At 62.7% G+C, this 22,642-nt stretch carries 20 protein-coding genes; 8 read left to right on the forward strand and 12 right to left on the reverse strand.

The window, feature by feature from the left end; all coding sequences use genetic code 11:
• Positions 1-6: 6 nt before the first annotated feature.
• The 4 genes from mrdA to BLS41_RS01870 form a co-directional block, all read right to left on the reverse strand.
• A complete protein-coding gene (mrdA, locus tag BLS41_RS01855) occupies positions 7-2,331 on the reverse strand; it encodes a penicillin-binding protein 2 (protein WP_074762683.1) in 2,325 nt (774 codons plus the stop codon).
• A 154-nt stretch (positions 2,332-2,485) separates the two neighbouring features.
• Positions 2,486-2,998 (reverse strand): rod shape-determining protein MreD, encoded by a 513-nt coding sequence (mreD, locus tag BLS41_RS01860; protein WP_074762684.1) that lies wholly within the window; start codon positions 2,996-2,998, stop codon positions 2,486-2,488.
• Positions 2,995-4,119 carry a rod shape-determining protein MreC gene (mreC, locus tag BLS41_RS01865; RefSeq protein ID WP_074762685.1) on the reverse strand — a complete coding sequence of 375 codons (1,125 nt, stop codon included), beginning with the start codon at positions 4,117-4,119 and terminating at the stop codon, positions 2,995-2,997. The genes mreD and mreC overlap by 4 nt, the downstream gene beginning before the upstream one ends.
• Before the next feature lie 153 nt (positions 4,120-4,272).
• Positions 4,273-5,316 carry a rod shape-determining protein gene (locus BLS41_RS01870; protein ID WP_004189550.1) on the reverse strand — a complete coding sequence of 348 codons (1,044 nt, stop codon included), beginning with the start codon at positions 5,314-5,316 and terminating at the stop codon, positions 4,273-4,275.
• A 379-nt stretch (positions 5,317-5,695) separates the two neighbouring features.
• Here BLS41_RS01870 and gatC point away from each other — a divergent pair, with 379 nt between their 5' ends.
• From gatC to BLS41_RS01895, 5 genes are all read left to right on the forward strand, one after another.
• Complete coding sequence (gene gatC, locus BLS41_RS01875; RefSeq protein WP_074762686.1) at positions 5,696-5,995, forward strand: Asp-tRNA(Asn)/Glu-tRNA(Gln) amidotransferase subunit GatC; 300 nt, start codon at positions 5,696-5,698, stop codon at positions 5,993-5,995.
• 203 nt (positions 5,996-6,198) lie between these two features.
• The gene (gatA, locus tag BLS41_RS01880) at positions 6,199-7,686 is read left to right on the forward strand and encodes an Asp-tRNA(Asn)/Glu-tRNA(Gln) amidotransferase subunit GatA (RefSeq protein ID WP_074762687.1); all 1,488 of its coding nucleotides are present in this window, start codon (positions 6,199-6,201) and stop codon (positions 7,684-7,686) included.
• Positions 7,687-7,691: 5 nt separating this feature from the next.
• Positions 7,692-9,170: an Asp-tRNA(Asn)/Glu-tRNA(Gln) amidotransferase subunit GatB gene (gene gatB, locus BLS41_RS01885; protein WP_074762688.1), complete on the forward strand. Its 1,479-nt coding sequence runs from the start codon at positions 7,692-7,694 to the stop codon at positions 9,168-9,170.
• A gap of 187 nt (positions 9,171-9,357) precedes the next feature.
• The gene (locus tag BLS41_RS01890) at positions 9,358-10,197 is read left to right on the forward strand and encodes a PPK2 family polyphosphate kinase (RefSeq protein ID WP_074762689.1); all 840 of its coding nucleotides are present in this window, start codon (positions 9,358-9,360) and stop codon (positions 10,195-10,197) included.
• Between the two features lie 51 nt (positions 10,198-10,248).
• Positions 10,249-11,028, forward strand: coding sequence for an exodeoxyribonuclease III (locus tag BLS41_RS01895; protein WP_074762690.1), 780 nt, complete (start codon positions 10,249-10,251; stop codon positions 11,026-11,028).
• A gap of 27 nt (positions 11,029-11,055) precedes the next feature.
• Here BLS41_RS01895 and BLS41_RS01900 read toward each other — a convergent pair whose 3' ends face one another.
• From BLS41_RS01900 to argB, 7 genes are all read right to left on the reverse strand, one after another.
• On the reverse strand, positions 11,056-12,291 hold the full coding sequence (locus BLS41_RS01900; protein ID WP_074766214.1) for a M48 family metallopeptidase: 1,236 nt from the start codon (positions 12,289-12,291) through the stop codon (positions 11,056-11,058).
• 35 nt (positions 12,292-12,326) lie between these two features.
• Positions 12,327-13,721, reverse strand: a complete 1,395-nt coding sequence (locus tag BLS41_RS01905) for an AmpG family muropeptide MFS transporter (RefSeq protein WP_074762691.1) — start codon at positions 13,719-13,721, stop codon at positions 12,327-12,329.
• A gap of 14 nt (positions 13,722-13,735) precedes the next feature.
• A complete protein-coding gene (metW, locus tag BLS41_RS01910; RefSeq protein ID WP_074762692.1) occupies positions 13,736-14,344 on the reverse strand; it encodes a methionine biosynthesis protein MetW in 609 nt (202 codons plus the stop codon).
• Positions 14,341-15,486, reverse strand: coding sequence for a homoserine O-succinyltransferase MetX (gene metX / locus BLS41_RS01915; RefSeq protein WP_074762693.1), 1,146 nt, complete (start codon positions 15,484-15,486; stop codon positions 14,341-14,343). Before metX ends, metW begins: the two co-directional genes overlap by 4 nt.
• 306 nt (positions 15,487-15,792) lie before the next feature.
• A complete protein-coding gene (slmA, locus tag BLS41_RS01925) occupies positions 15,793-16,482 on the reverse strand; it encodes a nucleoid occlusion factor SlmA (RefSeq protein WP_074762694.1) in 690 nt (229 codons plus the stop codon).
• Complete coding sequence (locus tag BLS41_RS01930; RefSeq protein WP_074762695.1) at positions 16,449-17,252, reverse strand: pyrimidine 5'-nucleotidase; 804 nt, start codon at positions 17,250-17,252, stop codon at positions 16,449-16,451. Before BLS41_RS01930 ends, slmA begins: the two co-directional genes overlap by 34 nt.
• 252 nt (positions 17,253-17,504) lie before the next feature.
• Positions 17,505-18,404 carry an acetylglutamate kinase gene (gene argB, locus BLS41_RS01935; protein WP_074762696.1) on the reverse strand — a complete coding sequence of 300 codons (900 nt, stop codon included), beginning with the start codon at positions 18,402-18,404 and terminating at the stop codon, positions 17,505-17,507.
• A 260-nt stretch (positions 18,405-18,664) separates the two neighbouring features.
• Between argB and BLS41_RS01940 the strand changes: the two genes are divergently transcribed.
• Positions 18,665-18,901, forward strand: coding sequence for a cysteine-rich CWC family protein (locus BLS41_RS01940; RefSeq protein WP_074762697.1), 237 nt, complete (start codon positions 18,665-18,667; stop codon positions 18,899-18,901).
• Between the two features lie 68 nt (positions 18,902-18,969).
• Here the strand turns inward: BLS41_RS01940 and BLS41_RS01945 are convergent, their stop codons facing one another.
• Entirely contained in the window at positions 18,970-20,607 is a 1,638-nt protein-coding gene (locus BLS41_RS01945; RefSeq protein ID WP_074762698.1) for a tetratricopeptide repeat protein, read from the reverse strand.
• A gap of 124 nt (positions 20,608-20,731) precedes the next feature.
• Between BLS41_RS01945 and BLS41_RS01950 the strand changes: the two genes are divergently transcribed.
• Both BLS41_RS01950 and BLS41_RS01955 read left to right on the forward strand, forming a co-directional pair.
• The gene (locus BLS41_RS01950) at positions 20,732-22,042 is read left to right on the forward strand and encodes an ATP-binding protein (protein WP_074762699.1); all 1,311 of its coding nucleotides are present in this window, start codon (positions 20,732-20,734) and stop codon (positions 22,040-22,042) included.
• On the forward strand, positions 22,039-22,581 hold the full coding sequence (locus BLS41_RS01955; RefSeq protein ID WP_074762700.1) for a response regulator transcription factor: 543 nt from the start codon (positions 22,039-22,041) through the stop codon (positions 22,579-22,581). The genes BLS41_RS01950 and BLS41_RS01955 overlap by 4 nt, the downstream gene beginning before the upstream one ends.
• The last annotated feature ends 61 nt before the right edge of the window (positions 22,582-22,642 follow it).

Consider the following 22,642-nt stretch of genomic DNA (forward strand, 5'->3'; position numbering starts at 1 on the left):
TTCTCCTTACTCGTCTATGCCGCCGGAAACCGGCTGGCGTGGCGACGCGGCGTGCACGTCGTCATCCCGTGAAGGAGCGGTGGCCGTAGGCGCGGGCTCGCTGGCAGGACGGGGTTTATGCGGTGCGCCGGATTTACGCGACGCAGAATTTTTTGCAGTGGAAGAAGCGGACACCGCCGCAGATGCACCCGCCGCGCCCGCTTTGGCAGCCGACGCCGCGACCGGTGCGGAAGCCGGATTCGCTCCCGAAGCCGCACCCGCCGCAGCAGCGGAAGCGCCCACCGCCGCCGACGCCGCGCCGGGAATCGGCAATGCGGTGAAACCCGCCGCGATCCTGACCGGCTGCGGTTCCTGAGGCGCAGGCGCATCGCCGACTTCAGGCGCGGACGCGTCCTGAGTCGCAGACGCCGCCGCTGCCACAGCCGCCGCTTCAGCACCCGGCTTGTTCTTGTCGACGAGGTAGTAGTCGAGCACCTTGCGCGCGATCGGCCCCGCCGATTCCGCGCCCCAGCCGCCATTTTCAACGATCAGCGCGACGGCGATTTTCGGGTTGTCCACCGGAGCGAAGGCGGTGAAAAGTGCGTGGTCGCGCAGATGCTCGGCGATGGCATGACCTTTGTAGTTGGCGCCTTGCAGCGAGTACACCTGCGCCGTTCCGGTCTTGCCGGCCGCCTGATACTGCGCGCCGATAAACAGTTTGGCCGCCGTGCCGTTCGATATCACGCCTTCCATCGCATGCTTGATGATGTCGATGTCCGACTGTTTGACGTCGATCTTGTCGCTCGGCGCGCGCACGACCGCGCGGGTGTCTTTGGTGATCGGGTTTTCGATGTCGCGCACCAGGTGCGGCTTCATCACGACGCCGTTGTTCGCAAGCGTGGCGACGGCGTGAGCGAGCTGCAGAATCGTGAACGAGTTGTAGCCCTGGCCGATGCCCAGGCTGATCGTTTCGCCTTCGTACCAGCGTTGCTGTTCGGGGCGGCGGTAGGCTTTGCGCTTCCATTCCGTCGACGGCAGGATGCCCTTGGCCTCGCCCGCGATGTCGATGCCGGTGATCTGGCCGAAACCCCACGGCTTCATGAAATTGGCGATGTTGTTCACGCCGAGATCGTGCGCGAGCATGTAGAAATACGTGTCGTTCGACACCACGATCGCGCGGTTCATGTCGACCCAGCCCTGGCCCGAGCGCACGTCGTTGCGGAACGTATGGCCGCCGAACGTGTAGAAGCCCGGGTCCTGGAAGCCCCAGCCGGGCGTGCGCTTATGCAGTGTCAGCGCGGCCAGCGCCATGAACGGCTTGTACGTCGAACCCGGCGGATACGTGCCGTGCAGCGGACGGTTCAGCAGCGGGTGGTCCGGTGAGTTGTTCAGGTCGTCCCAGGTCTGCTGATCGATCCCATCGACGAAAGAATTCGGATCAAAGCTCGGCGCCGACACGAACGCGAGCACGTCGCCGGTGGACGGCTCGATCGCCACCAGCGCGCCGCGACGGCCCGCGAATGCCTGCTCGGCGACCTGCTGCAAGCCGATATCGAGCGACAGCACGAGGTTGTTGCCCGGCGTCGCCTGCGTGCGCGACAGCGTGCGCACAGGGCGGCCGCCGGCGGTCACTTCGACTTCCTCGAAACCGGTCTGGCCGTGCAGTTCCGTCTCGTAACTCTGCTCGACCCCGATCTTGCCGATGTAGTCGGTGCCCTTGTAGTTGTTCGCGTCCAGGCGCGGATCGTAGTGATCCGGATCGCTGTCGTTCTGGTCGCTGGCGTCGTCGATCCGGTCCTGATCGCGCTGCGAAATCCGGCCGATGTAGCCGATCACGTGCGCCGCAGTCGGCCCGAGCGGATATTGGCGGAACAACCGCGCGCGCACTTCGACGCCGGGGAAACGGAAGCGCTGCGCGGTGAAGCGCGCGACTTCGTCGTCGGTGAGGCGGGTGCGAATCGGCAGACTTTCGAAGTTCTTCGAGTCTTCCTGCAGCTTCTTGAAACGGCGACGGTCGCGCGCGTCGATCGACACGACCGTCGCCAGATTGTCGATCACGTTTTCGAGCGAGTCGTTCAGCTTGGACGGCGTGATTTCGAGCGTGTAGGCCGAGTAGTTTTTCGCCAGCACCACGCCGTTACGGTCGGTGATGATGCCGCGGTTCGGCACGATCGGCGCGACGGAAATGCGGTTTTCGTCGGCCTGCAGCGAGTATTTGCTGTAGTGCCAGACCTGCAGGAACAGGAAACGGAAGCCGATCAGCCCGAAGCAGACGAACACGAACAGACCCGCCGCCGCGACGCGCAGGCGGAATTTCGAGAGCTGTTGCTGGGTGTCCTTGAATTCGGTCATGCGATTCTGCAAAAGGCCGGACGACGGCCATCATGAGTGTGCGCCCAATCCGGCCGGAACCGGGAGGCATGAACAGCGATGCGCGTCGGGCGGGCCGGCGAGGCGGGTTCCGTTCGGGTGAAGCAACGGAACGGCCGGCGGGCCCGATGCGGGATCAAATTGGCCGCGTGTCGTCCGGATCGGCCGGGCGGCGTTGCGGCATCAGCAACAGCACGCTGGCGATCGGCCACAGCGCAGCTTCGACGAAACCGTCGATCAGATAACCCCAGCCCGGAAACGCCGCGCCCGTCAGCAGACGGATCACGAACGGCACCAGTTGCGCGACGACCAGCAGCGGCATGACCGCGAAAGTCTGCACGCCAAGCGACATCCACAGCACGCGGCGGTGGATCGTAATCGCGCCATACGACAACAGCGTATACGCCAATGCGTGCTCGCCGAGCAGGCTGGCGTTGTGGACATCCATCAGCAAACCGAGGAAAAACGCGATGCCCATGCCGACTTTGCGCGGCTGGTGCACGTTCCAGAACAGCAGCACGAGGGCCACAAAATCCGGCACGCCGACGAGGCGTCCCCACGGCATCAGATTCAGCAGGAACGCCGCGGCGAGGCTGAACGAAATGAAGTACGGATTGACCGGCTGCAGAATATATTGCGGACGGTTCATGGGTTAGCCCCCGGCGTGGCTTGCGGCGCCGCGTTTTTCTGCGGGGCCGGTTTCTTTTGGGCGGCGGATTTCTTCTCCGCGGCGGCGGCTTTGGCCGGCGCTTTTTCCGCGGACTTCGCCGGTGCGGCTTTTTCGGGCACGGCCTTTTCACCGGCCGCTTTTTCGCCCGGCTTCGCGGCGGATTTGTCGGCTGCTGCCGGCTTGCCGTCCGCTGCCTTGGCGCCTTTTTTCTTCGCTTCTTTCGCGGCCGTGGCGGCGTCGGGTTCTTCGGCCGGACGCGGCGGCACGTTGTTCACGTAGTGCAGCACCAGCAACTCGCGCGCGCCGCGTACCGGTGCAACGGGCAGACAGATCACGCGGGCAAAAGCCGTGTCGGCCTGCTTGTCGACGCGTACCACCTTGGCGACCGGCAAGCCCGGCGGATACACGCCGTCGAGTCCGCTCGTGACGAGTTCGTCGCCGGTTTGAACGTCGGCGCTGATCGGCACGAAGCGCAGATCGAGCGTATCGCCCTTCGGCGTGCCGTAAATCACACTCCGCAAACCAGTTCGCACGATCTGCACCGGCACGGCCTGGTCTTTGTCGGTGAGCAGCGTGACTTCGGCCTGCAGCGGAAACACCCGCGTGACCTGGCCAATCACGCCGTCTTCGTTGACGACCGGCGAACCGTTCTGGATGCCTTGTTGCGCACCACGCCCGATCACCACCTTCTGCGTGAACGGATCGCGTGTGTCGTACTGGATTTCGGCGGGCAGCGATTCCGTGGTCGAGCGCTGCGACAGTTGCAGCAACGCGCGCAAATGGGCGTTTTCTGCGGCAAGCTCGGCGGCCGTATTGGCCTGCTGCGAGAGCTGCAGATCTTTGGTGTGCAGTTTTTCGTTTTCGCTGCGCAGTGTCGCGCTGGTCACGGCCAGATCGGCGGCGCCCATGAAGATATCGCGCGGCACGAGCGCCGCGCGTTGCAACGGATAAAGACCCGCGCCGAGCACGCCACGAACGATTTCGAGCGTTTGAAAACGTGCATCGGAGATCAGCAACGCCACCGCCAGCACGACGAAAAACACGAGCCGTGCGAGTGCGGATGGGCCTTGCTTGAACAGGGGCGGCGGACTGTATTCCATGGTCGGCGCCGGGGGCGTGAGCAGTGGTGTGAGACGGCGGCGCGCGAGGGACGCGCGCTCAGCGCGCGGCGGCTGGTTGGCCCAGCCAATGACAAACCGGCCCACATGGGGCGGTTTGCCAGATCCGCGCTACTGACATGGAGACGGGCTCGCTTACTCGTACGAGAAGATGCTGCCCAGCTTGTCCATGCGTTCGAGCGCCATGCCCGAACCGCGCACGACGCAGGTCAGCGGGTCTTCGGCGACGAGCACCGGCAGGCCGGTTTCTTCGGCGAGCAGGCGGTCGAGGTCGCGCAGCAGTGCGCCACCGCCGGTGAGCATCATGCCGCGTTCGGCGATGTCCGCGCCGAGTTCCGGCGGCGTTTGCTCGAGCGCGATCTTCACCGACGACACGATCTGGTTCAGCGGATCGGTGAGGGCTTCGAGAATTTCGTTGCTGGAGATCGTGAAGCTGCGCGGAATGCCTTCCGACAGATTGCGGCCCTTCACTTCCATTTCCTTGACTTCGGAACCCGGGAACGCCGAGCCGATTTCCTTCTTGATGGCTTCGGCGGTTTGCTCGCCGATCAGCATGCCGTAGTTGCGGCGGATGTAGTTGACGATAGCTTCGTCGAACTTGTCGCCACCGACGCGCACCGAGCCCTTGTACACGATACCGCCGAGCGAGATCACGCCGACTTCCGTCGTGCCGCCGCCGATGTCGACGACCATCGAGCCGGTTGCTTCGGACACCGGCAGACCTGCGCCGATAGCAGCAGCCATCGGTTCTTCAATCAGGTAGACCTGCGAAGCGCCCGCACCGTGCGCGGCTTCCTTGATTGCGCGACGCTCGACCTGGGTCGAACCGCACGGCACGCAGATGATGATGCGCGGCGACGGCGAGAACATACGCGATTCGTGGGCAGTCTTGATGAACTGCTTGATCATCTGTTCGGTGACGGTGAAGTCGGCGATCACGCCGTCTTTCATCGGGCGGATTGCCTCGATGTTGCCCGGCACCTTGCCAAGCATCTGCTTGGCTTCCTTACCGACTGCCTGGATAGTTTTCTTGCCGTTGGGACCGCCTTCCTGGCGGATCGAAACGACCGACGGTTCGTCGAGAACGATACCCTTGCCACGCATGTAGATGAGCGTGTTGGCAGTGCCAAGGTCAATTGCCAGATCGTTGGAGAAGTAGCTGCGAAGAAAACCGAACATTCAAAATCCTGTCTCGCTGGGGGCCGGGCCTCGCAACGTATGCGTAGGGTGGCAGCGGAAAATTTAACAGCTTCAACCGGGCGGACGCTGCGCCACTGGCACTTGAAACTGCAGGGGAGTCTACCGGAGGCCGTTGCAAAGCCAAGTCGGAAAATTCCGAACTATCTTTGGGAATTGTTCAGAAAGGACTTGGTAAGTCGGTCCGGGTTTGGGTCGAACGCGTAATGATACCTTATAATTTTGGATGATTTAAAGGAAACGGGTGGCAGTTTTTGCCCCCGCTGACCCCTTTTTCCAAGTTGTTTCATTACGTCGTAACTTCCTGTCGCAGCGCGGGTTTTTCGTACTGCGGCGGTCCACCACAATTTCCGGTGACTGCATGGCTCTGACCTTGACCGATGTTAAACGCATCGCGCATCTCGCACGGCTCGAACTGGCCGACGCCGACGCTGAGCACACGCGTGCCCAGCTCAACGACTTTTTCGGGCTCGTCGAGCAGATGCAGGCGGTCGATACCACTGGCATCGCTCCGCTTGCCCATCCGATCGAGCAGATCGAAGACGTCGCGCTGCGTCTGCGTAACGACGCCGTGACCGAAACGGTCGAACGTGAAGCCTTCCAGCGCCCGGCGCCGGCCGTACAAGACGGCCTGTACCTTGTGCCGAAGGTGATCGAGTAAGACCCGCGTAGCAAGATCGGCGCGCCTCGCGAGTGAGCGGGCAGCATGTTTTCGGCGCAAGGTCGTCAGAAGGCAGGCTGCATTCCGCGAAAGACGCTTGCGGGCCCGCCGTCTCCGGCTTCCTCGGCTCGGCTTGCCGGCGGGCAGCCGAACGCCTCCACGGCAGCGTCACCGCGCTGCCGCGCTTTCCAGGATAAAACGCAATGCATGAAAAAAGTCTGACCGAGCTGCGCGCCGCACTGGCGGCCAAGGAATTCTCCGCAGTCGAACTGGCGCAGCATTACCTCAAGCGGATCGACGCAGCCAATAGCCTGAACGCGTTCATCCAGGTCGATTCCGAACTGACGCTCGCGCAAGCCAAAGCCTCCGACGCGCTGCTGCACACCGGCCACGCGGGTCCGCTGGTCGGCCTGCCGATCGCGCACAAAGACGTGTTCGTGACGAAGGGCTGGCGTTCCACGGCCGGCTCGAAGATGTTGTCGAACTACGAAAGTCCGTTCGACGCGACCGTGGTCGCGCGTTTGCAGAACGCCGGCATGGTCTGCGTGGGCAAGACCAATATGGACGAGTTCGCGATGGGTTCGTCCAACGAGAATTCGTACTTTGGTCCGGTGCAGAATCCGTGGGACATCAAGGCGGTGCCGGGCGGTTCGTCGGGTGGCTCGGCGGCGGCAGTGGCTGCGCGTCTCGCGCCCGCCGCGACCGGCACGGACACCGGCGGCTCGATCCGTCAGCCCGCGTCGTTCTCCGGCATCACCGGGATCAAGCCGACGTATGGCCGCGTGTCGCGTTACGGGATGATCGCGTTCGCTTCGTCGCTGGATCAGGGCGGTCCGATGGCGCAAAGCGCCGCCGACTGCGCGACGCTGCTCAACGCAATGGCAGGCTTCGACGAGCGCGATTCCACCAGCCTCGTGCGCGACGACGAAGACTACACGCGTTACCTCGGCAAGCAATGGAAAGAAGGCGACGCCAGCAAGCCGCTCGCCGGTTTGCGCATCGGCCTGCCGAAGGAATATTTCGGCGCAGGTCTAGCCGACGACGTCCGCGCTTCGATCGACGCAGCATTGAAGCAATACGAAGCGCTCGGCGCCACGCTGGTCGACGTCTCGCTGCCGAAAACCGAACTGTCGATCCCGGTCTACTACGTGATCGCGCCGGCGGAGGCGTCGTCGAACCTGTCGCGTTTCGACGGCGTGCGCTTCGGCCATCGCGCCGCTGAGTACCGCGATCTGCTGGACATGTACAAGAAGTCGCGTGCCGAAGGGTTCGGCCCGGAAGTGAAGCGCCGCATCATGGTCGGCGCGTACGTGCTGTCGCACGGCTACTACGACGCGTACTACCTGCAGGCGCAGAAAATCCGCCGCATCATCGCGCAGGATTTCCAGGAAGCGTTCAAGCAGTGCGACGTGATCATGGGGCCGGTCGCGCCGTCGGTGGCGTGGGACCTCGGCGCCAAGGGCGACGATCCGGTGCAGATGTATCTGGCCGACATCTACACGCTGTCCGTGAGCCTCGCCGGTTTGCCGGGCATGAGCGTGCCGTGCGGTTTCGGCGCGGGCGCGAATGCGCAGCGTCCGGTGGGTCTGCAGATCATCGGCAACTATTTCAATGAAGCCCGGATGCTGCAGGTGGCCGACGCGTTCCAGCGCGCGACCGACTGGCACCGCAAAGCACCGGCAGGAGTGTGAGCACCATGGCAACACAATGGGAAGTCGTGATCGGTCTCGAGACCCACGCGCAACTGTCGACGAAATCGAAGATTTTCTCCGGCGCCGCCACGCAATTCGGCGCAGAGCCGAATACGCAAGCCTGTCCGGTCGATCTGGCGTTGCCGGGCACGTTGCCGGTGATGAACCGCGGCGCGGTTGAACGCGCGATCGAATTCGGTCTCGCGATCGGCGCCACCGTCGCGCCGCGCAGCATCTTCGCGCGCAAGAATTATTTCTACCCCGATCTGCCGAAGGGCTACCAGATCAGCCAGTACGAAATTCCGGTCGTGCAGGGCGGCCAGGTGACCATTCAGGTTCCGGCCAACGAAAAAGCGGGCAAGGAAGCGTACGAAAAGGTCGTCAACCTGACGCGCGCCCACCTCGAAGAAGACGCGGGCAAGTCGCTGCACGAAGACTTCGCGGGCATGACCGGCATCGACCTGAATCGCGCGGGCACGCCGCTGCTCGAAATCGTCACCGAGCCGGAAATGCGCAGCGCGGCCGAAGCGGTCGCTTACGCGAAGACGCTGCACACGCTCGTCACGTGGCTCGGCATCTGCGACGGCAACATGCAGGAAGGCTCGTTCCGTTGCGACGCAAACGTGTCGGTGCGTCCGGTCGGTCAGGCTGAATTCGGCACGCGTGCCGAGATCAAGAACCTGAACTCGTTCCGCTTCCTCGAAGAAGCGATCCAGTACGAAGTGCGTCGTCAGATCGAGTTGATCGAAGACGGCGGCACGGTGGTTCAGGAAACGCGTCTGTACGATCCGGACAAGCGCGAAACGCGCTCGATGCGCAGCAAGGAAGACGCGCACGATTACCGCTATTTCCCCGATCCCGATCTAATGCCGCTCGTGATCGACGCGGCGTGGATCGAGCGCGTGAAGAGCGGGATGACGGAACTGCCGGTGGCGATTCAACAGCGCTTCGTGTCGCAATACGGCCTGACGCCGTACGACGCGAACGTGCTGACGTCGAGCAAGGCGATGGCCGCGTACTACGAAGCGGTGGTCGTCAAGGTCGGTCCGTCGAACGCGAAGGTCGCGGCTAACTGGCTGATGGGCGAAGTGTCGTCGCAACTGAATCGTGAAGGGCTGGAGATCGACGCGTCGCCGGTGTCGTCCGCGCAACTCGCGTTGCTGTTGCAGCGCATTGCCGACAGCACGATCTCGAACAAGATCGCCAAGGAAATTTTCCTCGCGATCTGGGAAGAGAAGGCCACCGACGAAGCCGCCGCCGACCGCATCATCGAAGCGAAGGGTCTCAAGCAGATTTCGGATACCGGCGCGCTCGAAGCGATCCTCGACGAAGTGCTTGCCGCGAACCAGAAGTCGGTCGAGGAATTCCGCGCGGGCAAGGAAAAGGCGTTCAACGCGCTGATCGGCCAGGCGATGAAGGCGACCAAGGGCAAGGCCAATCCGGCGCAGGTGAACGAACTGCTGAAGAAGAAGCTGTCGTCCTGATCCTGACGGAAAGAAGTACGGTTCAGGCGCACAGGCTGTCACGTCAAAGCGCCTGAACCACAGTAAGCCGCAGTAACACAGCATGCAAGACGGGCTGTTGCCGGAAACGAAAGTGGGGCAACGGCCCGTTTCATTTGGCGGGCCCGTTTTTGCGCCCGCGCAAAAACGCAGATCACGGAGTGTGTGGATGGCGAAGCGACCCGAACTCGACGATTTCCGCGTGCCGTATTTCGACGACGGCAAGAAAAACAACAAGTTCTCGCTCGACCCTTTCGACCCGGCGGCGAAGCCGTTTTCGACCGGCTCGAAAGATTCGGACCGCGCGCGTCTGTCCGAGATCGGAGCGCAACTCGACAATCTGCAGGAGCGTCTGCATGCGCAGCGCAAGCGTCGCGTGTTGCTGGTGCTGCAAGGTATGGACACGAGCGGCAAGGACGGCACGATCCGCGCGGTGTTTCACGAAGTGGATCCGCTCGGTTTGCGCATCGTGCCGTTCAAGGCGCCGACACCTGTCGAACTCGCGCACGACTTTCTGTGGCGCGTGCATTCGCAGGCACCCGCTGCCGGCGAGTTGACCATCTTCAACCGTAGCCACTACGAAGATCTGCTGGTGCCGACTGTGCTCGGCGAACTCGATGCGAATGCATTCGAGCAACGCTGCTGCCACATTCGCCAGTTTGAGGAAATGCTGGCGTATAGCGGCACGACCATCATCAAGTGCATGCTGCACATTTCGAAAGACGAGCAGCGCAAGCGTCTGCAGTCGCGTATCGACGATCCGACCAAGCACTGGAAATTCGACGTCTCCGATCTCGACGCGCGCAAGCAGTGGGACAAATATCAGGCGGCGTATCGCGACGCGCTGGCCGCGACATCGACGGATTACGCGCCGTGGTACGTGATTCCCGCCGACTCGAAAACGCACCGCAACGTGATGGTCGCCGAGCTGCTGCTGCGCGAGCTCGAAGGCATGAAGCTCGAATATCCGCCCGCGAAAGAATCGCTGAAGGGCGTCAAGGTCGAGTGACCTTGCCCTTCGACATATCGCTATCGAAACGAATCGACATAAAGGAACGACATGTTGCGTGTGATTACCGCCAACCTGAACGGCATCCGCTCAGCGGCAAAGAAAGGCTTTTTCGACTGGTTCGGCGAACAGAAAGCCGACGTGCTGTGCGTGCAGGAAATCAAATGCTCGCAGGACGACATGACGCCGGAATTCATGGCACCGCACAATTTCACCGGCTATTTCCAGCATGCGGTGAAGAAGGGTTATAGCGGCGCGGGCGTGTACACACGTCATGAACCGGATGAAGTGATCATCGGTTTCGGCAGCGAAGAATTCGATCCGGAAGGGCGCTATGTCGAACTGCGCTTCGGCAAGCTGTCGGTGATTTCGGTGTATGTGCCGTCGGGATCGAGCGGCGAAGAGCGTCAGCAGGCCAAGTTCCGTTTCATGGACGAGTTCATGCCGCATCTGACCGAACTGGCGAAGGACCGTGAAGTGATCGTGTGTGGCGACGTGAACATCGTCCACAAGGAAATCGACATCAAGAACTGGAAGAGCAACCAGAAGAACTCGGGTTGCCTGCCGGAAGAGCGCGCGTGGCTCGACACGCTGTTCGACGACGTGGGTTATGTCGACGTGTTCCGCACGCTCGATCAGCGGCCGGAGCAGTACACGTGGTGGAGCAATCGCGGTCAGGCGTATGCGAAGAACGTCGGGTGGCGGATCGATTACCAGATCGCGACGCCGGGCATCGCGGGCAAGGCGAAGCGCACCGACGTGTTCCGCGATATCAAGTTCAGCGACCATGCGCCGCTGACCGTCGATTACGACCACAAGGTCAAGAAGTAAGCACCTCGCGGCCCGCGTCGCTGAATCTCAGTCGCGGGCCGTCTTGCGGCGGGGGCGGCCCATGCCGGCGTAGTCCGGCAACGCATCCACCGATTTGCCGATCGCTTTCGCGTACAGCGGCAACATATCCGGCAGGCGCTTGATGATGTCCGCACGCCGCGCCGGCGTGTACGGATGCACGTAAATGAAGCCCCGGTCGCGATCGCCGCGCGTGGCGTCGGCGAGCTTGTCCCACAGCGTGACGGCGGCGCGCGGATCGAAGCCCGCGCGCGACGCGATATCGCTGCCGATCACGTCGGCTTCCGTCTCGTCCGTATTCTCATATTTCATTTCCAGCAGCCGCGAGCCGATGCCTAGCGGCGCCGCGCCGAGATCGGCGAGTCCGAACAGTTGCGGGATCGTGCCCGACGAATCGAGCTGGCTGGACTGAAGCTGGCCGAGCCGCTCGCGAGCGTGCTCGCGCAACGCGTGCGCGATTTCGTGGCCGATCAGCATGCCGAGTTCGTTATCGTTCAGACGCACCCGATCGAGCAGCCCGCTATACACGACGATCTTGCCGCCCGGTAGGCAGTACATGCGGATATCGGTGGAGCGCACGACCGCCACGTCCCACTTCCAGTTTTTGGCCCGCTCGTTCCACTTCAGCGAGTACGGGATCATCTTGGAGACGATCGAGCTGACACGGACGACGTGTGCGTCTGCGTCGCCATACAGGCTTTTCGCGTGCTCGGCGCCGTAAGTGATCTGGCTGAATTCCTCGGCGGCCTGGCCTTCGAGTACCGGCGAAGGAATCAGGTTGCGGAACACCATGTAGCCGCCGTAACGCAGTTGCGTGTTCGGCGTGGTGTACGGCGGCGGGGACGCGGGCGCGCTCGCTGCGGCGGCCGGGGGCGTCGAAGTCGCTGACGGCGTTCTGGCGGTGGCCGGCGCTGGCGAAGATTGCGCAGACGAGGTTGACGTGGCGGCTGGCGCCGTGGCATTGGCCGGGCTGGAGCCGCTATTCGCCGCCGATGCCCCTGCCCCCGATGTCGCGTTTTCAGCGCTTGCTGCGACCGCTGCCGATTTTGCTGACGGCGCTGCTGCGCTGCCATTCGAGGTCGTCGCCGATGACGGCGCGCTCGCGTTAGCGTTAGGGTTGGCGGCAGGCATTGCCGTCGCGTACGCGCTCGACGGCAATGCGGACCACGCGACGCTCGCGCTGCCGACCGCCCACGCCGCATACAGCGCTGCACGGCGGGCTTTAAACCGCGTCGTTCGAGACATGCGCACGCGACGTGTACGCGTTGAATGCAGCGCCTTCACGACCGGGCTCTCCACGGTGCGATACGCAGCAGAAGCAGCATGCCCGGCACCGCCAGCGCGGTACACACGAGGAAGTAGTCGAACCAGCCGATCTGCGCGACCACGTAGCCGCTCGCTGCCGATGCCAACGTACGCGGCACCGAAGCCAGGCTGGTGAAGAGCGCGAACTGGGTAGCCGTGTAGCGCGGATCGGTGGTGCTGGCGATATACGCGGTGAATGCCGCCATCGTCAGGCCGGTGGCGAAGGTTTCGAGGCCGTAGACGAGCGCGAGCGCGACTGAACGCGGTTCGAGCTGCACGGCCCAGTCGATGCCAAACAACGCGAGCAGCTTCGTCGTTCCCTGACTGATCCCGACGGCAATGTCGTAAATCGCCGCGAGACCGGGCGATGCGGGGCCGAGATGCGCGAGCCACGCAAAACCGAGCGTCGACACCATTTGCAGCACGCCGAAAATCCACAGCCCCTTGCCGATGCCAATTTTCATCAGCCAGATTCCGCCGACAATCCCGCCCGCCAGACTCGCGCCGAAAGCCGTGGTCTTCGCAATCACGCCGATCTGCGTACGCGAAAAACCGATGTCGAGGAAAAACGACGTGGATAGCGTGGTCGCCATCGTATCGCCGAGCTTGTACAGGAAGATGAAGCCGAGCACGAACAACGCGCCGCGCCATCCGTCGCGCTGAATGAATTCGCGGAACGGCAGCACGATCGCGTCGCGCAGATTCTTGGGCGGCGTGCCATGCACTTCGGGTTCGTTGACGACCAGCGTCATGATCATGCCCGGCAACATGAACGCGGCCGTCACGATGAACACGGTGGTCCACGGCAAATGGTCGGACAGAATCAGCGCGAGCGAACCGGGCACCAGCGCCGCGATCTTGTACGCGTTCACGTGTACCGCGTTGCCGAGCCCTTGCTGCGTATCGCTAAGCAACTCGCGCCGGTAGGCGTCGATCACGATGTCCTGACTCGCGCCAAAAAACGCGACCAGCGCGGTCAAAGCCGCGACCGTCCAGATCGAATCGCGCGGCGAAACGAAGCCCAATGCCGCAATCGCGCCGGCGACGAGAATCTGCGTGACCAGCATCCAGCCGCGCCGTCTGCCCGGACGCCAGCCCGGAAAGCGCGGCACGTAGCGGTCCATCAGCGGGGCCCAGACGAATTTCCAGGTGTACGGGAATTGAATCAGCGCAAAGAGGCCGATTTCCTTCAGATTGACGCCTTCGGAGCGTAGCCAGGCCTGCACCAGGTAGACGAGCGTGAACAGCGGCAATCCCGACGTAAAGCCGAGAAAGACGCAGATCAGCATGCGCGTATTCAAAAACGCGCGCCAGCCGGGATGTTCTTCGTGAGCGGAAAGTGCAGGCGCCTCTTGCGGCGGGTTCGACATGTGGTTTGCTTGCGTTAGCTTTTCTTGACGCGATAGACCGCAAGACTACCACGCCAGTTCACGCCCCATCGCACCACCTGCCCGTCGTGCAGCACGACCCGGTCGAGAATTTCGATGCCGACTTCGGGCGCGAGCGCTTCGAAATCTTCAATCGTCAGAACACGAACGTTCGGCGTGTTGTGCCACTGGAACGGCAACGACTTCGACACCGGCATCCGGCCTTGCAACACCGAGAGCCGGTGCGCCCAATAACCGAAATTCGGAAACGACACGATGCATTCCTTGCCCACCCGCACCGTCTCGCGCAGGATCGCCGCGGTCTGATGAATGGTTTGCAGCGTTTGCGACAGAATCGCGAAATCGAAGCTGCCGTCTTCGAACAGACGCAGCCCGTCTTCCAGATTCTGCTGGATCACGTTGACGCCGTTTTGCGTCGACGCCAGCACGCCCGCATCGTTGATTTCGATGCCGTAGCCCTGCACGTCCAGTTCTTCGGTCAAGAGCGACAGCAGCGAGCCGTCGCCGCAGCCGAGATCCAGCACGGTGGCGCGCGGTTCGACCCAGCGGGCGATCGCGCGAAAGTCCGGGCGCAGCGCCAGGTAATCGAGTGCTCGCTGGTTCATGCGTTCACCTCGTTCGAAATGCGTTCGTAATAGGCGCGCATCAGGTTGTGATAGCGCGCGTCGTCGAGCAGGAAGGCGTCGTGGCCATGCGGCGCGTCGATTTCCGCGTACGTGACCGTGCGCTTGTGATCGAGCAGCGCCTTCACCAGTTCGCGCGAACGGGCCGGCGCGAAACGCCAGTCGGTGGTGAAACTGGCGATCAGATATTTCGCCGTGGTGTGCGCGACCGCCTTGGTCAAGTCGCCTTCGAAGTCCTTGGCGGGATCGAAATAATCGAGCGCGCGGGTGATCAGCAGATACGTATTCGCGTCGAAGTAATCGGCGAATTTGTCGCCCTGATAGCGCAGATACGACTCCACTTCGAACTCGACGTCGAAGTTGAAGTTGTACTTGTCCAGCGCACCTTCCGCGCGACGCAGCGAGCGGCCGAATTTCTCGGCCATGTCGTCGTCCGACAGATAGGTGATGTGGCCGATCATGCGCGCGACCCGCAAGCCGCGCTTCGGCTTCACGTTGTGCGCGTAGTAGTTGCCGCCGTGGAAGTCGGGGTCCGACAGGATCGCCGAGCGCGCGACCTCGTTGAACGCGATGTTTTGCGCCGACAGCTTCGGGGTGGACGCCACCACGATGCAATGCGCAACGCGTTCCGGATACATCATGCTCCACGCGAGCGCCTGCATGCCGCCGAGACTGCCGCCCATGACCGCCGCGAAACGGGTGATGCCGAATTCATCGGCGACGCGCGCCTGGGCGTTGACCCAGTCCTCGACCGTCACGACGGGAAAAGCCGCGCCGTACGGGAGGCCGGTGGCCGGATCGACGCTCATCGGGCCGGTCGAGCCGAAGCACGAGCCGAGGTTGTTCACGCCGATCACGAAGAACTTGTCGGTGTCGAGTGGCTTGCCGGGGCCGACCATGTTGTCCCACCAGCCGACGTCTTTCGGGTTGTCCGCGTAGACGCCCGCCACGTGATGCGACGCGTTGAGCGCGTGGCACACCAGCACGGCATTGCTGCGCGCGGCGTTGAGCGTGCCGTAGGTCTCGACCATCAGGTCGTAACCGGCGAGCGAGCTACCGTTCTGCAACTGCAGCGGCTCGGAAAAATGCATTTTTTGGGGAGCGACGATACCGATCGATTCCATTCATTCCGCCATTTAACAAAAACTGGGCGGCTAGATGGCGTCGGCGAGGCACGGAGGAAAGACTGTGTGCGCGGCTGACGACCTCTTTAGCCGCATTTATAGTGAATCGCGGGAGGTTTCCCACGATTCGCGCGCCCGCAATCGAGTCAGCAAATCGGCGCGTAATCAGGTATTCAGCAGGTATTCAGGGTGTTCCGGCTGACGGCGCCATGTGTTTCGGGCAACGCAGTCAGGCGCAAAGTATAGCGGAAAATCTCGCGCCACAGCGTCGTGAACGCCCGCCTGGCATGCTGCAAGCCGGGTGGATTACTGAAGAATCAGCAGCAGTTGCGCGTCGGCGTGTTCGACGGGCTGGCGGACGAAACCGCTGCGCACATAACGATGCCAGCGTCCGATGATGTAGCTCAGCAGCAGGCTCGCACGGATCGCGGGATCGTAGCCGGCGGGGAGCGGAACGGCGTTCGCGCTTTCGCCCGGATGGGCGTTCGCTTCTGTCTGCGCGAGCCGCAAGCACTGTTTCAACGACGCTTCAACGCGCTCGAGCATCTGATTGACGCGCTCGGTCAGCCGTTCATGCTCGCCGACCAGCGCCTCGCACGTCAGCACACGCGTCATGCCAGGATTCTTCGCAGGAAAATTGAGCAGCATCAACGCAATGGAGCGGGCTTGAAGCACGCCGTTGCTTTCTTTGTCCGCGATCTGATTGATCAGGCCGAACAGCGTTTGCTCGATAAATTCGATCAGCCCTTCGAACATCTGCGCCTTGCTGGCGAAGTGGCGGTACAGCGCAGCTTCCGATACGCCGAGCCGGGCGGCGAGCGCTGCCGTGGTGATTTTTTCGCTTTTCGGCGCTTCGAGCATCGCGGCGAGCGTTTGGAGAATGTGCACGCGACGCTCGCCCGGCTTCAGGCGCTGTGCACGCGGTGCGGCGGGCGCAGCGTGCGATGTGGGTTCGTGTTCGGCTAAGGCTTCGTCAGGCTTGTCGATCGGCTGCATGGCTGTCGTCCCGGCTGCTTTCCCTTCAATCGAACCGAGCGGGTGCCCAGTCGAAGCGATTTTAACGAACGAATGGTCCGGTCGACATAGTGCGGACGGCCAGTGCCCGGCAGGCGCGTCGGGGTGCCGTCCGCGTGCGGTTTGCGCGGCAGATGGCCGGTTATCCACACGGTGCGGATGCCCAGGCGCCGGTAGTTTTTCAGATGTGAGCGCGTGTCTTCGACGAGGATCGCGTCTTTCAGCGACACGTGCGCGTCGCGCATGGCCCGGCGCAGCATCGCATGGTCGGGCTTGGCGCGCCAGAAACGGCGGTCGCGCATGTGCTCGATCGCGATCACCTGTTCAAACAGACGTTCGATGCGCAGTTCGGCAAGCACCGCACGCGCGTACTTTTCCGGCGCGTTGGTCAGCACGATCTTGCGGCCCGGCAGCGCGGCGACGAGGCGCGCGACGCCGCGTTCGTAGCGGATCATCGAGCCGAGATCGGGGAAGTCGTGCACGACTTTCAGAAAATCGTTACCGTCGACCGGATGATGACGCGTCAGACCGAGCAGCGCCGCGCCGTAGCGCTGGGTGTAGCCGCTGCGCAGACGGTTCGCTTCGTCGATATCGACTTGCAGCGTGTCGATGATGTACTGCGTCATTCCCTGATTGATGGCCGGGAAGATGGCGTGCGAAGCGCGATGCAGCGTGTTGTCGAGATCGAATAGCCAGACCGGGCTGCCACCCGCGATATGCGGACGACGGCGGCGGGAAGTCGGAGTGCGCATGATGGGAAAGCGTCGTTCAGACGTGAGCAGTCGCTGCAATTAGCGAACCGGAAAGGTTCGGCGAGCAGGCGGCGACAGAAGAAGGGGATGTGTACCGGCGCGCGGTGAAGGCGCGGGGCGGGCGGTTGCGTTGGCGGGAGTTTGCGTACGTAGCGCACCCGGTGCACAGGGCGTGCGACGCGGCAACGCAACCGCATGGCACATAGGACACGCCGTGGCGGCGTGCCCTATGTGCCGGGTTTGATGCAGGAATCAATGTGAGCGGATCATCGTGCCGAACGGCTGTTCGGTGAGAATTTCCAGCAGCAACGAGTGCTCGATACGGCCGTCGATGATGTGCACCGAGCGCACGCCGCTCTTGGCAGCATCTAGTGCCGACGAGATTTTCGGCAGCATGCCGCCGGAAATCGTGCCGTCGGCAAACAGCCCGTCGATTTCGCGTGCCGACAGATCGGTCAGCAGATTGCCTTCCTTGTCCATCACGCCGGGGATGTTGGTCATCATCACGAGCTTTTCGGCGTTCAGCACGACCGCCAGCTTGCCCGCGACCAGATCCGCGTTGATGTTGTACGACAGACCGTCTTCGCCGAAACCGATTGGCGAGATGACCGGGATGAACGCGTCGTCCTGCAACGCTTTCACGACCGCCGGGTTGATCGCCTCGACTTCGCCAACCTGGCCGATGTCGACGTACTGGCCCGGGTTGTCGCGATCCGGCATCAGCATCTTGCGTGCGTGGATCAGCGCGCCGTCCTTGCCCGTCAGGCCGACTGCATGGCCGCCGAAATGGTTGATGAGCGTGACGATGTCCTGCTGCACTTCGCCGCCGAGCACCCATTCGACGACTTCCATCGTCTCTTCGTCGGTGACGCGCATGCCCTGGATGAACGTGCCCTGTTTGCCGATTTTCTTCAGCGCCTGGTCGATTTGCGGACCGCCGCCGTGCACGATGACCGGATTGATACCGACCAGCTTCAGCAGGATCACGTCGCGCGCGAAGCCTTGCTTCAGGCGCTCCTCGGTCATGGCGTTGCCGCCGTATTTGATGACCACGGTCTTACCGTGATACTGGCGAATGTAGGGCAGCGCCTCGGCCAGAATTTCAGCCTTCAGGGTGGGCGCGATCTGCGAAAGGTCGGGAAGCTCGGACATGGCGGCGGGCTCAGGCAGGAACAGTTAAAACAGGCGGAATTGTACAGGACTGGCGCGCTGCAACAGGGTTTTCGATACGTGCGCCGGCACCGGACGGCACAGGCTTTGCGCACCGCGCAATCGCGGGCCGCAGTGCCAGCCGACGATCGAGCGTACCGCGCTTGCATGACGCTTGTGAATTAGCCGAACGGACGATTCACGCGGGCTGGCCAGTCGTGGCATCATTTCCCGACCGATCCCCCGGCGCTTCACCGCTTGTTATGAAACCGTCCGCTTCCCGCTCTGAAAGCAGCGTGCGCTGCCCGCGCTGCGGCAACTCGTTCGATTGCGGCAGGCATGCGCAGCCGTTCGACTGCTGGTGCCGCGAGATGCTGTCGTTGCCAGCCGACCGGCTCGATCCTGCCATCAAGTGCGTGTGCCCGGAGTGCCTGGCTGCGGAGATTGCAAAGGCGGCGGCTCAGTCAGGACCTGGAACTGGCAGTAACGAAGGTCTGTGAGGTTTCCGGACAGAAAAGCCGCGCAACCGCGTCGCTGCTTCAACGAAATGAAATGAACGCTCCAGCGTCTATTTGGACCGGTGTTTTTCCGCGAGTGAACCCAGATCGCGGGCAACGGCCTCCAGAACCGGCTCCCATTGGGCGAACTGCGGCTGCCGGTAAAGCGTCGCGCCCGGATACCACGGGCTGTCGGTACGATCGAGCAACCAGACCCAGTGCGGATTGACGTCGAGCAGCACCCAGGTGCGCTGGCCGAGCGCGCCGCTCAAATGCGCGACCGACGTGCAAACCGTAATGACGAGATCGAGGGCGCTGATAAACGCGGCGGTGTCGTCGAAGCTTGCGAATTCGGCGGTGTAGTCAGCCAGCGGCAGGCCGGCTGCTTGTGCCGTGGCGACGTCTGCGGTCGCGCCAGGCTGCAATGAATAGAACGCTACGTTTCGCAGACCACCGAAATGCGCGGCATAGCGCTCCAGGTCGACACGCCGGAACGGATTGCGTTGATGCCCCAGGCTGCCGGTCCACGTCAGACCGACTTTCAGTCGCGGCTCCTGCTCAAGCCGTTTTTTCCACGATGCGCTGGCTGCGGTGTCTGCGAAGAGATACGGCGAGGCGGCCGGGATGGTGTCTTCGCGCGTGTCGAATATCCACGGCAGGCTGAGCAACGGGATTTCGTAGTCGAATGGCGGTAGCGCATCGACGCCGCCGCCCGCCGAGTAGTTATCCACCTGGCTACCGAGACTGCGCGGCAGCAACGCCCCGAGTTGCGGAAACGAATTCCAGATAACGCGGCCGCCGTCGTCGTGAACGCGCTTTGCCAGCATCGGGATATAGCGGCAGAACTGCAATACGTCGCCCATGCCTTGTTCGCCCCACACCAGCAGCGTTTTTCCGGCGAGCGATTCGCCGCGCCACACCGGCGCGGGCATGGCAGGACGGTGTCCCTCCAGTTCACTCGAGCCGTCCCAGCGTGCTTCGTGCAGCGGCCAGCCTTCAGCGTAATTTCCGCGCATGAGTTCCAGCATGGCGAGATTGGAGCGCATGCTGGGGTCGCCGGGGGCCAGCGAATGGGCCGTTGCCGCTGCTTGCACCGCGTCTTCCCAGCGTTGCGCTTCACGGAGCGTCAGCGCATAGTTGTTCAGCGCCAACGCGTTGTCAGGAGCGCATTGCACGGCGCGTGCGCCGGCCTCGAGTGAGCGCGGCAAATCGAGTTTCGTGCGGTACACGTTCGCGAGATTGATCCAGCTTTCACTCTCATTGGGCGAGTCGCGCACTGCGTCTTTCAGTAGCGCTATCTGTTCGTCCCTGTCTGCGCCGGTGAGCATCAGTGCGCAGGCGAGGTTGTTGCGCAGCAGCTGCAGCGTCGGCTTGATGGCGAGCGCGCGGCGATACGGTGCGATGGCTTCGCCATGGCGATTCGCCAGCTGCAACGCGTAGCCGTAACGGAAATGTGAAATGGCGCGATGCGGATCGAGTTGCGCAATAATGGCGGCGAGTTCCACTGCCTCGCCATGGCGCTGTTGCTGGAGCAGGTTGGTCAGCAGCAATTCGAGCGAAGCGTCGTCGAGTGGATGCAGTTTGGCCGCGGCTTCGAGACAACTGGCTTCCGTTTGCGCAGTGCCGCTTTCGCGGGCCTCGGCCGCACGGCGCAGAAAAGTGAGGAACGCTGATGAGGCCTGAGCCTCGGTCTCGGAGTTAGTTTGCATGGGGCGGGGCGCCGTGGAAGAAGCGGTGACCAGAACCGGTCAGTGCGAGGCTGTTGCTATCGGTATGTTAGTAGCAGTGAGGCTGCAAGAAAATGGGACGGATCCGAACAGGTAAACTGAATTGATGCATCGAATAACCAACACCGGCCGGGTCAACCTGGGTCATCTGTTCTGGCTGCGCAGCCTTGCCATTATCGGCCAGCTGATGACGATCGCCGCCGTGCAGACTTTTATCGGCGTGCATTTGCCGTTGCCGGCCATGCTGCTCGTGATCTCGCTCGAAGTACTGTTCAATGCGATCACATGGTGGCGCGTGTCGCAACAGCGGCCCGAGTCGAACATGGAATTGTTCGGCCAGATCTGGGTCGATCTGGGCGCGTTGTCCGCTTTGCTGTTTCTCTCGGGCGGCACCACTAATCCGTTCGTTTCGCTTTATCTCCCGTCGCTTGCAATTGCCGCCGCCGTGCTGCCGTGGTACCTGATGGCATGGCTTGCCGCGTTTGCCGTCGCCTGCTATGCGGTGCTCGGTTTCGAATCCGTGCCGCTCAATCTGGACAACCCGGCGAACCTGTTCGACTACTATCGCGCCGGGATGTGGGTCAACTTCATGGTCAGTGTCGGGCTGATTGCGTGGTTCGTCGCGCGCATGTCGCGGGCTCTGCGGCTACGTGACGCAGCGCTCGGAGAGGCGCAGCAGCGCTTGCTGCACGACGAACGGGCGGTCGCGCTGGGCGTGCAGGCTGCGACCGTCGCACACGAAATCGGTACGCCTCTGTCTACAATCGCGATGCTGTCCGAAGAATTGCGCGACGCCGCGCGCACCGACGAAGGGCTCGCGCCCTACACCGCCGACCTCGAACTGCTCGAACAGCAAATGTCGTTGTGCACGTCGGCGCTTGCGCGTTTGCGCAGCCGCGCGTCGACGACCACGAACCGGCAACTGATCGGCGAGTGGCTCGAATCGTTTGGCGAACAGTGGCGTCTGCGCCATCCGCACGTGAAGTTCGAACAGATCGGCGTGCCGCCTGCCGATGTCAGCCTTGACGATACCGTAGCCGTCAGTCAGATTCTGACGATCCTGCTCGACAACGCCGCGCGCGCCAGCCGCGATCACGTGACGTTATCCTGCGAGCTTGCGCCGCACGGTGACCAGATCGTGTTCGAGGTCTGCGATGCGGGGCCCGGCATTCCGGCCACGTTGCGCGGCTCGCTCGGCGCGATGCCGGTGGACAGCACCCAGGGCGGTCACGGCGTGGGCCTTTACCTGGCATTTTCGGCGGCGAAACGTCTGAGAGGATCGATCGAATTGACCGATGTCAGCACGATCAAGCCGCGAGGCACGCGCGCGGTCCTGAAGCTTCCACTCGCCGGACACAAATTTACGGGCGCAGGCCGTCAAGGTGCTGCGCCATCCAACACGGAGAAACAGGCATGAGCGAAAAGAATTTTCTGGTGATCGACGACGATGAGGTGTTCTCCGGCATCCTCGCTCGCGGTCTGACGCGGCGCGGTTACACGGTGAGCGAAGCGCACAACGCCGACGAGGCGATCAAGCTGGCGAACCAGCAGAAGTTCACGCAGATCACGGTGGATTTGCACCTTGGCAATGACTCCGGTTTGACGCTGGTCGCGCCGTTGCGCGATTTGCAGCCCGACGCGCGCATGCTGGTGCTGACCGGCTATGCGAGCATCGCGACGGCAGTGCAGGCAGTCAAAGACGGCGCGGACAATTACCTCGCGAAGCCGGCAAACGTCGAAACGATTTTGTCCGCATTGCAAAGCGAAGCGAGCGCGCTGCAGGCGGAAGAGGCGATCGAGCATCCCACGCCGCTGTCGGTCGCGCGTCTGGAATGGGAGCATATTCAGCGCGTGCTGGCCGAGCACGGCGGCAATATTTCGGCGACTGCGCGAGCATTGAACATGCATCGCCGGACCTTGCAGCGCAAGCTGGCGAAGCGGCCGGTCAAACAATAAGCCGTCGTTGCGACCGTAGCGTCAATGCCATGAAAAAACGGGCTGCCTTATAAAAAGGCAG

The sequence above is a fragment of the Paraburkholderia fungorum genome, from assembly GCF_900099835.1.
Taxonomy (GTDB): Bacteria; Pseudomonadota; Gammaproteobacteria; order Burkholderiales; family Burkholderiaceae; genus Paraburkholderia; species Paraburkholderia fungorum_A.